General features: G+C 54.2%; 12 protein-coding genes and 1 tRNA gene. 9 read left to right on the top strand and 4 right to left on the bottom strand.

Features of this window, described 5'->3' with window-relative positions:
* The first annotated feature begins 90 nt into the window (after positions 1–90).
* Positions 91–166 (top strand) — tRNA-Trp (locus FDW96_RS12370).
* A 97-nt stretch (positions 167–263) separates the two neighbouring features.
* Here FDW96_RS12370 and hdfR read toward each other — a convergent pair.
* Positions 264–1109, bottom strand: coding sequence for an HTH-type transcriptional regulator HdfR (gene hdfR, locus FDW96_RS12365; protein WP_137365762.1), 846 nt, complete (start codon positions 1107–1109; stop codon positions 264–266).
* Between the two features lie 106 nt (positions 1110–1215).
* Between hdfR and maoP the strand changes: the two genes are divergently transcribed.
* The gene (maoP, locus tag FDW96_RS12360) at positions 1216–1554 is read left to right on the top strand and encodes a macrodomain Ori organization protein MaoP (RefSeq protein WP_003018025.1); all 339 of its coding nucleotides are present in this window, start codon (positions 1216–1218) and stop codon (positions 1552–1554) included.
* Positions 1555–1579: 25 nt separating this feature from the next.
* On the opposite strand, the gene FDW96_RS12355 is transcribed toward maoP, so the two are convergent.
* Entirely contained in the window at positions 1580–3100 is a 1521-nt protein-coding gene (locus tag FDW96_RS12355) for a YifB family Mg chelatase-like AAA ATPase (RefSeq protein ID WP_137365761.1), read from the bottom strand.
* 353 nt (positions 3101–3453) lie between these two features.
* Here FDW96_RS12355 and ilvL point away from each other — a divergent pair, with 353 nt between their 5' ends.
* From ilvL to ilvA, 6 genes are all read left to right on the top strand, one after another.
* Positions 3454–3552 (top strand): ilv operon leader peptide, encoded by a 99-nt coding sequence (ilvL, locus tag FDW96_RS12350; RefSeq protein WP_001311244.1) that lies wholly within the window; start codon positions 3454–3456, stop codon positions 3550–3552.
* 139 nt (positions 3553–3691) lie between these two features.
* Entirely contained in the window at positions 3692–5338 is a 1647-nt protein-coding gene (gene ilvG / locus FDW96_RS12345; protein ID WP_042314090.1) for an acetolactate synthase 2 catalytic subunit, read from the top strand.
* Complete coding sequence (ilvM, locus tag FDW96_RS12340) at positions 5335–5598, top strand: acetolactate synthase 2 small subunit (protein ID WP_042314087.1); 264 nt, start codon at positions 5335–5337, stop codon at positions 5596–5598. Before ilvG ends, ilvM begins: the two co-directional genes overlap by 4 nt.
* Positions 5599–5615: 17 nt before the next feature.
* Positions 5616–6545, top strand: coding sequence for a branched-chain amino acid transaminase (locus FDW96_RS12335; protein WP_137365760.1), 930 nt, complete (start codon positions 5616–5618; stop codon positions 6543–6545).
* Positions 6546–6703: 158 nt separating this feature from the next.
* Positions 6704–8554, top strand: a complete 1851-nt coding sequence (gene ilvD / locus FDW96_RS12330) for a dihydroxy-acid dehydratase (RefSeq protein WP_061381062.1) — start codon at positions 6704–6706, stop codon at positions 8552–8554.
* Positions 8555–8559: 5 nt separating this feature from the next.
* The gene (gene ilvA, locus FDW96_RS12325) at positions 8560–10104 is read left to right on the top strand and encodes a threonine ammonia-lyase, biosynthetic (RefSeq protein WP_042314101.1); all 1545 of its coding nucleotides are present in this window, start codon (positions 8560–8562) and stop codon (positions 10102–10104) included.
* Between the two features lie 62 nt (positions 10105–10166).
* Here the strand turns inward: ilvA and fabV are convergent, their stop codons facing one another.
* Positions 10167–11360, bottom strand: coding sequence for an enoyl-ACP reductase FabV (gene fabV / locus FDW96_RS12320; RefSeq protein WP_042314082.1), 1194 nt, complete (start codon positions 11358–11360; stop codon positions 10167–10169).
* 175 nt (positions 11361–11535) lie between these two features.
* Positions 11536–12438: an HTH-type transcriptional activator IlvY gene (ilvY, locus tag FDW96_RS12315; RefSeq protein ID WP_137365759.1), complete on the bottom strand. Its 903-nt coding sequence runs from the start codon at positions 12436–12438 to the stop codon at positions 11536–11538.
* A 165-nt stretch (positions 12439–12603) separates the two neighbouring features.
* On the opposite strand from ilvY, the gene ilvC reads away from it, so the two are divergent.
* Positions 12604–14079: a ketol-acid reductoisomerase gene (ilvC, locus tag FDW96_RS12310; RefSeq protein WP_001726996.1), complete on the top strand. Its 1476-nt coding sequence runs from the start codon at positions 12604–12606 to the stop codon at positions 14077–14079.
* Positions 14080–14120: the final 41 nt, after the last annotated feature.

Genomic DNA, 14120 nt, shown 5'->3' with positions numbered 1-14120 from the left:
GCAGGGGGTCGCGGGTTCGAGTCCCGTCCGTTCCGCCACTTATTAGAAAATTAAGCCTGCTACTAAGCAGGCTTAATGATAAAAAAATTTAGGGGCGTAGCTCAGTTGGTAGAGCACCGGTCTCCAAAACCGGGTGTCGCGAGTTCGAGTCTCTCCGCCCCTGCCAGAAACAATCCTTAGCATTCTTGCTAAGGATTTTTTTTATCTGCAATTTGAGCTATTCCTTTCTGCTGTATTACTTCTGGCATCCTTGCCAGTGCTTTCTAATCTTCCAGAATACTTGTTCTTAGCAGATCGCAAATAAGTGCATGCTTGTCGCTGTTTTGCAGCCAGACTGCATATAAAGGGCGTGACAGTGTTGTGCTGTCGGTAACCGTGTGTAGATCGTTTTTTGTTTTAGCCCAGTTAACGGGCAACCAACTAAAGCCCTTAAGGACAGAAAGTTGCTGCCTGGCCAGTTCTGCTGAACTGGTGGTCAGAACCGGCACTTCATCTCCCGCGATCAGTCCCGCTTCGTGTTGTTGAAAATCGGGTCCCCATTCCAGGCGTAGGTAATTCAGTTCATCTTTGGTTTGCGAAGGTGAACTGCAATAGAGCGCCAGCGTGAAATATCCCAACAGTTGGCTGCTAAATTCGTCCATTTTGGGCGTTTCGGTGGTGATCAGTAGATCAAGCTGTCGTTCATGTAGCTGCTTTACTAACGACTGTCGTTGAGCGATTCTCGCTTCAAACTGCAGGCTGGTTTGTGGCTCCTGTGACTGATACAAACGCCTCAACCAGTCATTAAGCATACATTCCCAAAGGGATGCGCTGGCACCAATTGAAAACTCGTTATGCCGCGAGGTATTCGCGACCTCCTTGCGTGCTGCTTGCCACGTATTCATCAGCGTTTCAGCGTAAGGTAATAATTTCTCACCCGCCGCGGTTAAACGGATATTGTTTCTGTGTCGGGTGAACAGATTTACACCCAATTGATTTTCCAGTTGTCTGATCCGAAAACTAACCGCTGATTGGGTCAGATAGAGCGCTTCAGCAGCCCTGCCAAAGTGGCGTGTCCGGCTAACCTCCAGGAAAGTTTTTAACAATTCCGTATCCACAACTCGCTCCATAAAATTATTTGTCGTGATGATTTAAATCTTTTGTTTGACGCTCTGTCAAGCGTAACTAATACTCCGCGCCATAAATAGCTCGGCCAAAGAATTAGGAGCGTGCAGGATGGCGGAAAGCTTTACGACGACTAATCGATATTTCGACAATAAATATTATCCCCGTGGATTCTCCCGTCATGGTGATTTCACCATTAAAGAAGCACAACTGCTTGAGCGTCACGGTTATGCTTTCAACGAGCTGGATCTGGGCAAACGTGAGCCGGTAACGGAAGAAGAAAAACTGTTTGTTGCGGTATGCCGTGGTGAACGTGAACCGGTTACCGAAGCTGAACGCGTGTGGTCTAAGTATATGACGCGTATTAAGCGTCCAAAACGTTTCCACACGCTGTCTGGTGGGAAACCTCAGGTGGAAGGTGCAGAAGACTACACCGAATCTGATGATTAATAAAAAAGGGCGAAAGCCCTTTTTTTTATGTCAGTAGTTTCTGCAAATGAATGAGTAACCTGTCGATCGCCCTATACCCAATGGCCTCCTGCAAATGCTGACGGGTAATATGGTCACATTGCTCGAGATCCGCAATGGTTCGGGCGACCTTTATCAATCGCAGCCACGCGCGGATAGATAATCCGAGATGTTCCAATGCCTCTTCAAGCCACTGCGCATCATCACTGCGAAGTTGGCAATATTCATGTATATCCTGACTGCCCAGATGCGCGTTTAACTTATTTTGTCGCCGATACTGACGCTCTTGTGCGGCGATAACGCGTTGCTTCACCGTGGCGCTATCTTCCCCTTTCACTGCGCTCTGGCTGAGTATGCCGGGCGGAGGCAAAGGGATTTCGAGGGAGAGATCGAAACGGTCAAGAAACGGTCCTGATAATCGGTTGAGGTAACGCAGCGTTTGTTCTGGGGTGCAGCGGTTATGGTTCCCCTGATAATGACCCGTTGGGCTGGGATTCATTGCAGCAATGAGTTGAAAGCGCGCAGGGTAGGTTATTTTAGCCCGAGTGCGGGATAAATGGATTTGCCCGGACTCGATAGGTTCACGCAGGGCATCCAACGTGCGCCGCTCAAACTCAGGTAATTCGTCCAGAAATAGTATGCCGTTATGCGCCAGAGAGATCTCTCCCGGCGCAGGAATAGACCCACCGCCTACCATAGCGGTTAACGAAGCACTGTGATGCGGTGAGCGAAAAGGGCGCTGCTTCCACTGTTTTTGTATCGTAGCGGAATTGACCAGGCTGAGTATCGCCGCACTTTCCAGTGCCTCATCGTTGCTAAGAGGCGGAAGCAGCCCTCTGAGGCGACTGGCCAGCATGGTCTTTCCCGTCCCCGGAGGGCCGATAAGCAGCAGGTTGTGACCGCCAGCCGCAGTGAGCTCCAGTCCGCGTTTGCCTTGTTCCTGACCGATGATATCGCTCAGATCATCAGCTAATGGCTCTGGCGTGAAGTCTGCAGATAACGGTCTGTCTAAATCATGCTTCCCTTCGAGAAATGCGCATACGGACTGTAGGTGATCGGCAATCAGACACCCTTCACCATGTATTAGTCCGACTTCAGCGGCATTCTCTTTTGCGACAATAATTCTCCTGCCTGCACGTATTGCTTCGGTTGCGCTTGAAATCGCTCCTGGAACGCCGCGTAGCGTGCCTGTAAGCGCTAATTCACCTACCAGCTCGTAGGTATCGAGATTATGGGCTGTAAGCTGCTCAGAAGCGGCCAGAAGCGCCACTGCGATAGGTAAATCATATCGTCCTCCTTCTTTGGGAAGATCGGCAGGAGCGAGGTTAATGGTTATCTTCTTGGCCGGGAATTCATAACCACTATTAATAATCGCACTACGAACCCGATCGCGGGCCTCTTTCACCGTAGTTTCTGGCAATCCCACCATGGTTAAACCAGGCAGACCATTGCTGATATGTACCTCAATGGTAATGGCTGGCGCATTCACGCCAAGCGCAGCGCGGGTGTGAACAATCGATAGTGACATAACCCCTCCTGATGAAGGCATTATGCGGCAATGTATCGCGGCAAGATTTAACTTGATTGCGGCTTTTAGATGCTGATTCACGTATTTTTTTGCAAATTAAATCTTTTGCATGAAACCAGGAATAACGCTCGCAAACGTATTTGTAAGGTGTCGCTGGGGGGGGAGTGTGTGCTCAAGAGTGACCTGAAACGTGAAATATTTTCATTTTTTAATTTTTTATATAGAAAACAAGGCGATTTATCAAAACCGTTACCGGAGTCAGAAAAACGAATAAAAAAAATTCTTGTGTTATTTGCAAATTCTATGGTAACTCTTTAGGTATTCCTTCGAACAAGATGCAAGAAAATATAAAAATGACAGCCCTTCTACGAGTGATTAGCTTGGTCGTGATTAGCGTGGTGGTGATTATTATCCCACCGTGCGGGGCTGCACTTGGACGAGGAAAGGCTTAGAAAACAAGCCTTAACGAACTAAGACCCCCGCACCGAAAGGTCCGGGGGTTTTTTTTGACCTTAAAAACATACACGAGGAGCAGAAAGTGAATATCAGCATAAAATTCTGTTTCTCAAGATTTACGGCGGGGATGTAACTATGAATGGGGCACAGTGGGTGGTACATGCGTTGCGTGCACAAGGGGTTCAAACCGTCTTTGGTTATCCCGGTGGCGCAATCATGCCGGTTTATGATGCGTTATATGACGGCGGCGTAGAACACCTGTTGTGCCGACACGAGCAGGGCGCAGCGATGGCGGCGATTGGCTATGCCCGTGCGACCGGTAAAACAGGCGTGTGTATCGCCACTTCAGGCCCTGGTGCTACCAACCTGATCACCGGCCTTGCCGATGCGTTGTTGGATTCTGTCCCCGTTGTGGCGATCACCGGCCAGGTTGCATCACCTTTCATCGGAACGGATGCGTTCCAGGAAGTGGACGTTCTCGGTATGTCTCTGTCTTGCACCAAACACAGTTTCCTGGTGCAGTCACTGGAGGAACTGCCGCGCATCATGGCAGAAGCTTTCGACGTGGCGAACTCTGGTCGTCCGGGCCCCGTTCTGGTCGATATCCCGAAAGACATCCAGTTAGCCAGCGGTACGCTGGAACCGTATTTCACGACCGTCGGAAACGTAGAGACTATCCCGCATGCTGACGTTGAGCAGGCGCGTAAAATGCTGGCTCAGGCGCAAAAACCCATCCTGTACGTAGGTGGTGGCGTGGGTATGGCGCAGGCGGTCTCTGCCCTGCGTGAGTTTATTGCGCTTACCCAAATGCCAGTTGCCTGCACGCTGAAAGGCCTGGGCGCAGTAAACGCTGACTATCCGTACTATTTGGGCATGCTGGGAATGCACGGTACTAAAGCGGCGAATTTCGCGGTGCAAGAAAGTGATTTACTGATCGCAGTGGGCGCACGTTTTGATGACCGGGTAACCGGTAAGCTGAATACTTTCGCTCCTAACGCCAGCGTTATCCATATGGATATCGACCCGGCGGAAATGAACAAACTACGTCAGGCACACGTCGCGTTGCAGGGCGATTTAAATTCGCTGTTGCCGGCATTACAACAACCGCTGAAGATTGACGCATGGCGTCAGTCCTGTGCAGAGCTGCGGGCAGAACATGCCTGGCGTTATGATCATCCGGGTGACGCTATCTACGCGCCGCTGTTGTTAAAACAGCTGTCAGAACGCAAACCTGCAGATAGCGTGGTGACGACGGATGTTGGTCAGCATCAGATGTGGTCAGCACAGCATATGACCTATACCCGCCCGGAAAATTTCATCACCTCCAGCGGTTTGGGTACGATGGGCTTTGGCCTGCCTGCCGCCGTGGGTGCCCAGGTCGCGCGCCCGAACGATACGGTTATCTGTATCTCCGGTGACGGCTCTTTCATGATGAATGTGCAAGAGCTGGGCACCGTGAAGCGTAAGCAGTTACCGCTGAAGATAGTCTTACTCGACAACCAGCGCTTAGGCATGGTGCGACAATGGCAGCAACTGTTTTTCCAGGAACGTTATAGCGAAACCACCCTTACCGATAACCCCGATTTCCTCATGTTGGCCAGCGCCTTCGGCATACCTGGCCAGCACATCACCCGTAAAGACCAGGTTGAAGCGGCACTCGACACCATGCTGAACAGCGAGGGGCCATACCTGCTTCATGTCTCAATCGACGAACTTGAGAATGTCTGGCCTCTGGTGCCGCCTGGCGCCAGCAACTCAGAAATGCTGGAGAAATTATCATGATGCATCATCAGGTCGCCGTTGAGGCTCGTTTCAATCCGGAAACCTTAGAACGTGTTTTACGCGTGGTACGCCATCGTGGTTTTCAGGTGTGCTCCATGAACATGGCAGCCGCCAGCGATGCGCAGAATATAAATATCGAATTGACCGTTGCCAGCCCCCGGTCGGTCGACTTACTGTTTAGTCAGTTAATTAAGCTGGTAGACGTTGCACATGTTGCTATCTGCCAGAGCACAACCACATCACAACAAATCCGCGCCTGAGCGCAAAAGGAAGAAAAATGACGACGAAAAAAGCTGATTACATTTGGTCTAATGGCGAGATGATTCGTTGGGAAGACGCGAAGGTCCACGTGATGTCCCACGCTCTGCACTACGGTACTTCTGTATTTGAAGGTATCCGTTGCTACGATTCTCACAAAGGGCCGGTGGTGTTCCGTCATCGTGAACATATGCAGCGTCTGCGTGATTCAGCCAAGATCTACCGTTTTCCGGTCTCTCAGAGCGTTGATGAACTGATGGAAGCCTGCCGCGAAGTGATCCGCAAAAACAACCTGACCAGCGCCTATATTCGTCCGCTGGTATTTGTAGGCGATGTCGGGATGGGCGTTAACCCGCCAGCGGGCTACACCACTGATGTGATCATCGCCGCGTTCCCGTGGGGGGCATACCTCGGCGCAGAAGCGCTGGAACAAGGGATCGATGCGATGGTTTCTTCCTGGAACCGCGTGGCGCCGAACACCATCCCTACTGCTGCTAAAGCGGGCGGTAACTATCTGTCTTCGCTGCTGGTGGGTAGCGAAGCGCGTCGTCATGGTTATCAGGAAGGTATTGCGCTGGACGTGAATGGCTACATCTCCGAAGGTGCGGGTGAAAACCTGTTTGAAGTCAAAGATGGCATTCTGTTTACCCCGCCATTTACCTCTTCCGCGCTGCCGGGTATCACCCGTGATGCCATCATTAAACTGGCGAAAGATCTTGATATCGACGTGCGTGAGCAGGTGCTGTCCCGTGAATCGCTGTACCTGGCCGACGAAGTGTTTATGTCCGGTACCGCGGCGGAAATCACGCCAGTACGCAGCGTCGATGGTATTCAGGTGGGCGAAGGCCGCTGCGGCCCGGTCACCAAACGCATCCAGCAGGCCTTCTTTGGCCTCTTCACCGGTGAAACGGAAGACAAATACGGCTGGTTGGATTCAGTAAACCAATAACAATATTAATATTTCCCTAAAATAATTCACGTTGCAGGAAGACGGCAACGCAGCAAGTCCCAGGAGCTTACTGTAGTAAGTGGCTGGGGTGAGCGAGGCAGCCAACGCACCTGCGGCGTGAAGTATGCAGGGGAAAGACAGACGGGAGTTAATCAAGCATGCCTAAGTATCGTTCAGCCACCACCACCCACGGCCGCAATATGGCGGGCGCCCGCGCACTGTGGCGCGCCACCGGGATGACCGACGCCGATTTCGGCAAGCCGATTATCGCTGTCGTGAACTCCTTTACCCAGTTCGTGCCGGGTCACGTCCACCTGCGCGATCTTGGTAAGCTGGTTGCCGAACAAATCGAAGCCTCAGGCGGCGTGGCGAAAGAGTTCAACACCATCGCGGTGGATGACGGTATCGCTATGGGCCACGGGGGCATGCTTTATTCACTGCCGTCCCGCGAGCTGATCGCTGACTCCGTTGAGTACATGGTCAACGCCCACTGTGCCGACGCGATGGTCTGCATCTCCAACTGTGACAAAATCACCCCCGGGATGTTAATGGCCTCGCTGCGCCTGAATATTCCGGTGATCTTCGTTTCCGGTGGCCCGATGGAAGCCGGGAAAACCAAACTTTCCGACAAGATCATCAAGCTCGACCTGGTTGACGCGATGATTCAGGGCGCGGACCCGAAAGTCTCCGACTCTCAGAGTGAGCAGGTTGAACGTTCCGCCTGCCCAACCTGCGGCTCCTGCTCCGGGATGTTCACCGCCAACTCGATGAACTGTCTGACCGAAGCGCTGGGCCTGTCGCAGCCGGGCAATGGCTCGCTGCTGGCGACCCACGCTGACCGTAAAGAGCTGTTCCTCACCGCTGGTCAACGCATCGTTGAGCTGACCAAACGTTATTACGAGCAGGATGATGCTTCCGCGCTGCCGCGTAACATTGCCAGTAAAGCGGCGTTTGAGAACGCCATGACGCTGGATATCGCCATGGGCGGTTCCACCAACACGGTTCTGCATCTGCTGGCGGCGGCGCAGGAAGCGGAAATCGACTTCACCATGAGTGATATCGACAAGTTGTCCCGCAAGGTGCCGCAGCTGTGTAAAGTGGCGCCAAGCACGCAGAAATACCATATGGAAGACGTTCACCGCGCCGGCGGCGTCTTGGGTATTTTAGGCGAGCTGGATCGTGCTGGGCTGCTGAACCGCAACGTGAAAAACGTCCTTGGTCTCTCTCTGCCGCAGACGCTGGAACAGTACGACATCACCGTGACCCAGGATGAAGCGGTCAAAAAAATGTTCCGCGCTGGTCCGGCGGGCATCCGCACCACCCAGGCGTTCTCGCAGGATTGCCGTTGGGATACGCTGGATGACGATCGCGCCGAAGGCTGTATTCGCTCGCTGGAACACGCTTACAGCAAGGATGGCGGTCTGGCGGTACTGTACGGCAACTTCGCGGAAAACGGCTGCATCGTGAAAACCGCCGGCGTTGACGACAGCATTCTCAAATTTACCGGCCCGGCGAAAGTCTACGAAAGCCAGGACGAAGCGGTTGAAGCGATCCTCGGCGGTAAAGTGGTCGAAGGCGACGTGGTGGTGATTCGCTACGAAGGGCCGAAAGGCGGGCCGGGCATGCAGGAAATGCTCTACCCAACCACCTTCCTGAAATCGATGGGGCTGGGTAAAGCCTGTGCGCTGATCACCGATGGTCGCTTCTCCGGCGGTACCTCCGGCCTGTCTATCGGCCACGTTTCCCCGGAAGCGGCGAGCGGCGGCAACATCGCGATCATCGAAGACGGCGACATGATCGCTATCGATATCCCGAATCGCGGTATTCAGCTTCAGCTGAGCGAGGCGGAAATCGCCGCCCGTCGTGAAGCCCAGGAAGCCCGCGGCGACCAGGCGTGGACGCCGAAAAACCGCGAGCGTCAGGTCTCCTTTGCCCTTCGTGCCTATGCCAGTCTGGCAACCAGCGCCGACAAAGGCGCGGTGCGCGATAAATCGAAACTGGGGGGTTAATGACCATGGCGGATTCACAACCCTTGTCCGGCGCCCCTGAGGGAGCCGAGTATCTCAGAGCGGTGCTGCGTGCGCCGGTTTACGAAGCGGCGCAGGTAACGCCGCTACAAAAAATGGAAAAACTCTCTTCGCGCCTCGACAACGTGATTCTGGTAAAGCGCGAAGACAGGCAACCTGTTCACAGCTTTAAGCTGCGCGGGGCCTACGCCATGATGGCGGGCCTGACTGAAGAGCAAAAAGCGCATGGCGTCATTACCGCATCTGCAGGTAATCACGCCCAGGGCGTGGCTTTCTCCTCTGCGCGATTAGGCGTGAAGGCACTGATTGTGATGCCGGTGGCGACCGCTGATATCAAAGTCGACGCCGTTCGCGGTTTCGGCGGTGAAGTGCTGTTGCACGGCGCGAATTTTGATGAAGCCAAAGCCAAAGCGATTGAGCTTTCCCAGCAGCAAGGTTTTACCTGGGTGCCGCCGTTCGATCATCCGATGGTGATTGCCGGGCAGGGCACGCTGGCGCTGGAATTGTTGCAGCAGGACGCCCACCTCGACCGCGTGTTTGTGCCGGTGGGTGGTGGCGGGTTAGCGGCGGGCGTGGCGGTGCTGATTAAACAGCTGATGCCGCAGATCAAAGTGATCGCCGTCGAAGCCGAAGATTCAGCCTGCCTGAAAGCGGCGCTGGATGCCGGTCATCCGGTGGATCTGCCACGCGTCGGTCTCTTTGCTGAAGGTGTCGCTGTAAAACGCATCGGCGATGAAACCTTCCGCCTGTGCCAGGAATATCTCGATGACATTATTACCGTCGATAGCGACGCTATCTGTGCGGCGATGAAAGACCTGTTTGAGGACGTGCGTGCGGTGGCAGAGCCTTCCGGGGCGCTGGCGCTGGCGGGGATGAAAAAATATATCGCCCAGCACAATATTCGCGGCGAACGTCTGGCGCATGTGCTGTCCGGTGCGAACGTGAACTTCCACGGTCTGCGCTACGTTTCCGAACGCTGCGAGCTGGGCGAACAACGCGAAGCGTTGCTGGCGGTGACGATCCCGGAAGAGAAGGGCAGCTTCCTGAAGTTCTGCCAGCTGCTGGGCGGGCGTTCGGTCACCGAGTTCAATTATCGCTTTGCTGACGCCAAAGATGCCTGCATCTTCGTGGGCGTGCGGCTGAGCCGCGGCGTCGAGGAGCGTAAGGAAATCCTTAGCCTACTCAAAGACGGCGGTTACAGCGTGGTGGATCTGTCAGACGATGAAATGGCCAAGCTGCACGTGCGCTATATGGTCGGCGGCCGTCCGTCTAAGCCGTTGCAAGAGCGCCTCTACAGCTTTGAGTTCCCGGAATCGCCAGGTGCGCTGCTGAAGTTCCTCTACACCCTGGGTACGCACTGGAATATTTCCCTGTTCCACTACCGTAGCCACGGTACCGACTATGGCCGTGTACTGGCGGCGTTTGAGCTGGGCGATAACGAACCGGACTTCGAAACCCGGCTCAACGAATTGGGGTATGAGTGCCACGACGAGACCAATAACCCGGCGTTCAGGTTCTTCCTTGCGGGCTAACGGCGGCTATAAAAAAAGGGTTCATGGAAACATGAACCCTTTTTTACATCTGAATCAGAGAATTACAGCGTGATGACTTCGAATTCGACTTCGGTGTTCACGTCCGCGTCGTAATCCACACCGTCGAGGGCAAAACCGAACAGGTTCAGGAATTCCTGCTTGTAACCTGCATAGTCAGTTTCTTGCGCCAGGTTTTCGGTGGTGATCAGCGGCCACAGGTCACGGCACGCCTGCTGAATATCGTCACGCAGTTCCCAGTCATCCATACGGATACGCTGGTTGTCATCCAGCGCCACTTTATCGCCGTACAGGCTGGTGGTCATCAGACGGTTGATCTGCTCGATACAACCTTCGTGAATCCCCTGTTCTTTCATCAGCTTGAAGACCATGGAAATGTACAGCGGCATCACAGGAATAGCAGAAGAGGCCTGGGTGATAACGGATTTCAGGACGGCAACGTTCGCGGAACCGTTGAGCGGTGCCAGCTGCTTACGTAGTTCGCCCGCCGCGCGGTCGAGGTCTTCTTTCGCTTTGCCCAGCGCGCCGTGCCAGTAGATTGGCCAGGTCAGGTCGGTACCGATGTAGGAGTAAGCCACGGTTTTCACGCCGTCAGCCAGCACGCCCGCTTCGCTCAGCGCGCCCATCCACAGTTCCCAGTCTTCGCCGCCCATGACGGTAACGGTGTTCTGAACTTCTTCTTCGGTGGCCGGCTCAATGCTGGCGGTGATGATCTGATCTTTGTTGGTATCAATCGCTTTAGAGGTATAAACCTCGCCGATTGGCTTCAGCGCAGAACGGACGATTTCGCCGGTTTTCGGCATTTTACGCACCGGGGACGCCAGTGAGTAAACCACTAAATCAATCTGACCCAGGTCTTCTTTGATCAGTTTGATCACTTCGTCGCGGCACTCATCGGAGAACGCGTCGCCGTTGATGCTTTTGGAGTACAGGCCTTCACGCTTAGCAGCTTCATCGAAGGCGGCAGAGTTATACCAGCCCGCGGAACCAGGTTTGGTTTCCGTGCCCGGTTTTTCGAAAAATACGCCGATAGTGGCGGCACCGCTGCCAAAGGCGGCGGAAATTCTGGATGCCAGGCCGTAACCGGTGGAAGCACCGATCACCAGCACGCGGGAAGGGCCGTTCTCAATTTTCCCGTTTTGCTTAACGTACTCGATCTGTTTTTCCACATTGACTTTGCAGCCAGTCGGATGGGTCGTTGTACAGATGAATCCACGAATTTTTGGTTTGATTATCATAATGATGGCTAATTAAGTTTGTATTTTCGCTGTCAAGTGCGCAATGACACCGTCTGTTCTAGCTTGCTTAACGGCATGGTTAACAAGCCCCCCACATCTATTATGGCACGGGACATTATACAGAAAAGGAGTGCCAATACTGAATCTACCACTGATTTTAGGCCAGACGCTGGCGCTACTCGGCGATTTTGCGTTCCAGCACAATCTTCCAGAAGGCATCAATCAGCGGCTCATGCAGCCGCTTTTTCGGCGCGCAGACACCCAGTTCAAACGGCGTTTTTTCGTCGCTGCGCTCTAAAATCATCACGCGATTGCGTACCGGTTCCGGGCTGTTTTCCAGCACAACTTCCGGCAGCAGCGCCACGCCGCAGCCGAGCGCCACCATTGAGACCATCGCCTCATGACCGCCGACGGTGGCGTAAATCTGCGGGTTACTGATTTTGTGGCGACGGAACCACAGCTCAATGCGACGGCGTACCGGCCCCTGGTCGGCCATGATAAACGGCACCGTCGACCAGTCGGGCTTATCGACCGACACCTGATTGCGCACCGGGCAGGGCAGCGCCGGGGCGATCAGCACCACTGCCAGATTCTCCAGCATGGAAAACGCCACCGCACCGGGCAGCGTTTCCGGCTTACCGGCAATCGCCAGATCGGCCTCGCCGGTGACCACTTTGTCCATCGCATCGGCGGCGTCGCCGGTGGTGAGCTTAATTTCGACGGACGGATGCTCGGCGCGGAAGCGGTCGAGGATCGGCGGCAGGTGGCTGTACGCCGCGGTCACCGAGCAGAAAATGTGCAGTTCACCAGAAAGTGATGGTCCTTGCTGATCGAGGGTGTGGCGCAGTTGCTGATACTGCAACAACGTTTGCTGGGCAAATACCCGCAGTTCTTCCCCTGCTTCGGTCAGTGTGACCGTGCGGTTATCACGCACAAACAGCGCCTGACCGAGGTCCTCTTCCAGCCGCTGAATTTGCCGGGAAAGCGTGGAGGGGCTGACGTGCATCCCCCGCGCGCTGCGGCCAAAGTGGCGGCTTTCTGCCAGATGCAGGAAGGTTTTCAGATCGCGTAAATCCACCGATTTCACCTCACGGTTTTATGTTGCAGAAATTGCAACGTGACGTTGTGAATATATCAATTTCCGCAATAAATTTCCTGTTGTAATGTGAGTCTATTCTCGCAAACAGAATGTCTGCGAACCGAACAATAAGCACGACAACACAACATCACGGAGTACACCATCATGGCTAACTACTTTAATACACTGAATCTGCGCCAGCAGCTGGCGCAGCTGGGTAAATGCCGCTTTATGGGCCGCGACGAATTCGCCGACGGCGCGAGCTACCTGCAGGGTAAAAAAGTGGTCATCGTCGGCTGTGGCGCTCAGGGTCTGAACCAGGGCCTGAACATGCGTGACTCCGGTCTGGATATTTCCTACGCCCTGCGTAAAGAAGCGATTGCTGAGAAGCGTGCTTCTTGGCGTAAAGCGACCGAAAACGGCTTCAAAGTAGGTACCTACGAAGAGCTGATCCCGCAGGCTGACCTGGTGGTTAACTTGACGCCGGACAAACAGCACTCTGACGTGGTGCGTTCCGTACAGCCGCTGATGAAAGATGGCGCGGCGCTGGGCTACTCCCACGGCTTCAACATCGTCGAAGTGGGCGAGCAGATCCGTAAAGACATCACCGTGGTGATGGTGGCGCCGAAATGCCCGGGTACCGAAGTGCGTGAAGAGTACAAACGTGGTTTCGGTGTTCCGACGCTGATCGCCGTTCACCCGGAAAACGACCCGAAAGGCGAAGGCATGGCGATTGCTAAAGCCTGGGCAGCGGCCACCGGCGGTCACCGTGCGGGCGTACTGGAATCATCTTTCGTTGCGGAAGTGAAATCTGACCTGATGGGCGAGCAGACTATCCTGTGCGGTATGCTGCAGGCCGGTTCTCTGCTGTGCTTCGACAAGCTGGTGGCAGAAGGCACCGACCCGGCATACGCGGAAAAACTGATTCAGTTCGGCTGGGAAACCATCACCGAAGCGCTGAAGCAGGGCGGCATCACCCTGATGATGGACCGTCTGTCTAACCCGGCGAAGCTGCGTGCTTACGCGCTGTCCGAACAGCTGAAAGAGATTATGGCGCCGCTGTTCCAGAAACACATGGATGACATCATCTCCGGCGAATTCTCTTCCGGCATGATGGCAGACTGGGCCAACGACGATAAGAAACTGCTGACCTGGCGTGAAGAAACCGGCAAAACCGCGTTCGAAACCGCGCCGCAGTTTGAAGGTAAAATCGGCGAGCAGGAGTACTTCGATAAAGGCGTGCTGATGATTGCGATGGTGAAAGCGGGTGTTGAGCTGGCGTTCGAAACCATGGTCGATTCCGGCATCATCGAAGAGTCCGCTTACTACGAATCACTGCACGAACTGCCGCTGATCGCGAACACCATCGCCCGTAAGCGTCTGTACGAAATGAACGTGGTTATCTCCGATACCGCAGAATACGGTAACTACCTGTTCTCTTACGCTTGCGTACCGCTGCTGAAAGAGTTCATGACTACCCTGCAGACTGGCGACCTGGGCAAAGCGATTGCCGAAGGCGCGGTAGATAACGCGCAACTGCGCGACGTTAACGACGCCATTCGCGGTCATGCTATCGAGAAAGTGGGCCAGAAACTGCGTGGCTATATGACTGATATGAAACGTATTGCAGTCGCCGGATAAGCGTAGCGCCATCCGATAAAAAAGCCCGGTGTTTAAACACC

This window comes from Citrobacter sp. TBCS-15 (assembly GCF_005280815.1).
In the GTDB taxonomy this organism is placed as follows: Bacteria; Pseudomonadota; Gammaproteobacteria; order Enterobacterales; family Enterobacteriaceae; genus Citrobacter; species Citrobacter werkmanii.
Note: the sequence above shows the minus strand (reverse complement) of the source record. Positions and strands in the feature narration are given on the sequence as shown.

Excerpts from the sequence above, each read along its gene's own strand:
- ilvL (WP_001311244.1), top strand. The coding sequence starts at position 3,454 with ATGACAGCCCTTCTACGAGTGATTAGCTTGGTCGTGATTAGCGTGGTG.
- fabV (WP_042314082.1), bottom strand. The coding sequence starts at position 11,360 with ATGATAATCAAACCAAAAATTCGTGGATTCATCTGTACAACGACCCAT.
- FDW96_RS12335 (WP_137365760.1), top strand. The coding sequence starts at position 5,616 with ATGACGACGAAAAAAGCTGATTACATTTGGTCTAATGGCGAGATGATT.
- hdfR (WP_137365762.1), bottom strand. The coding sequence starts at position 1,109 with ATGGAGCGAGTTGTGGATACGGAATTGTTAAAAACTTTCCTGGAGGTT.
- ilvA (WP_042314101.1), top strand. The coding sequence starts at position 8,560 with ATGGCGGATTCACAACCCTTGTCCGGCGCCCCTGAGGGAGCCGAGTAT.
- ilvC (WP_001726996.1), top strand. The coding sequence starts at position 12,604 with ATGGCTAACTACTTTAATACACTGAATCTGCGCCAGCAGCTGGCGCAG.
- maoP (WP_003018025.1), top strand. The coding sequence starts at position 1,216 with ATGGCGGAAAGCTTTACGACGACTAATCGATATTTCGACAATAAATAT.
- ilvD (WP_061381062.1), top strand. The coding sequence starts at position 6,704 with ATGCCTAAGTATCGTTCAGCCACCACCACCCACGGCCGCAATATGGCG.
- ilvG (WP_042314090.1), top strand. The coding sequence starts at position 3,692 with ATGAATGGGGCACAGTGGGTGGTACATGCGTTGCGTGCACAAGGGGTT.
- ilvM (WP_042314087.1), top strand. The coding sequence starts at position 5,335 with ATGATGCATCATCAGGTCGCCGTTGAGGCTCGTTTCAATCCGGAAACC.
- FDW96_RS12355 (WP_137365761.1), bottom strand. The coding sequence starts at position 3,100 with ATGTCACTATCGATTGTTCACACCCGCGCTGCGCTTGGCGTGAATGCG.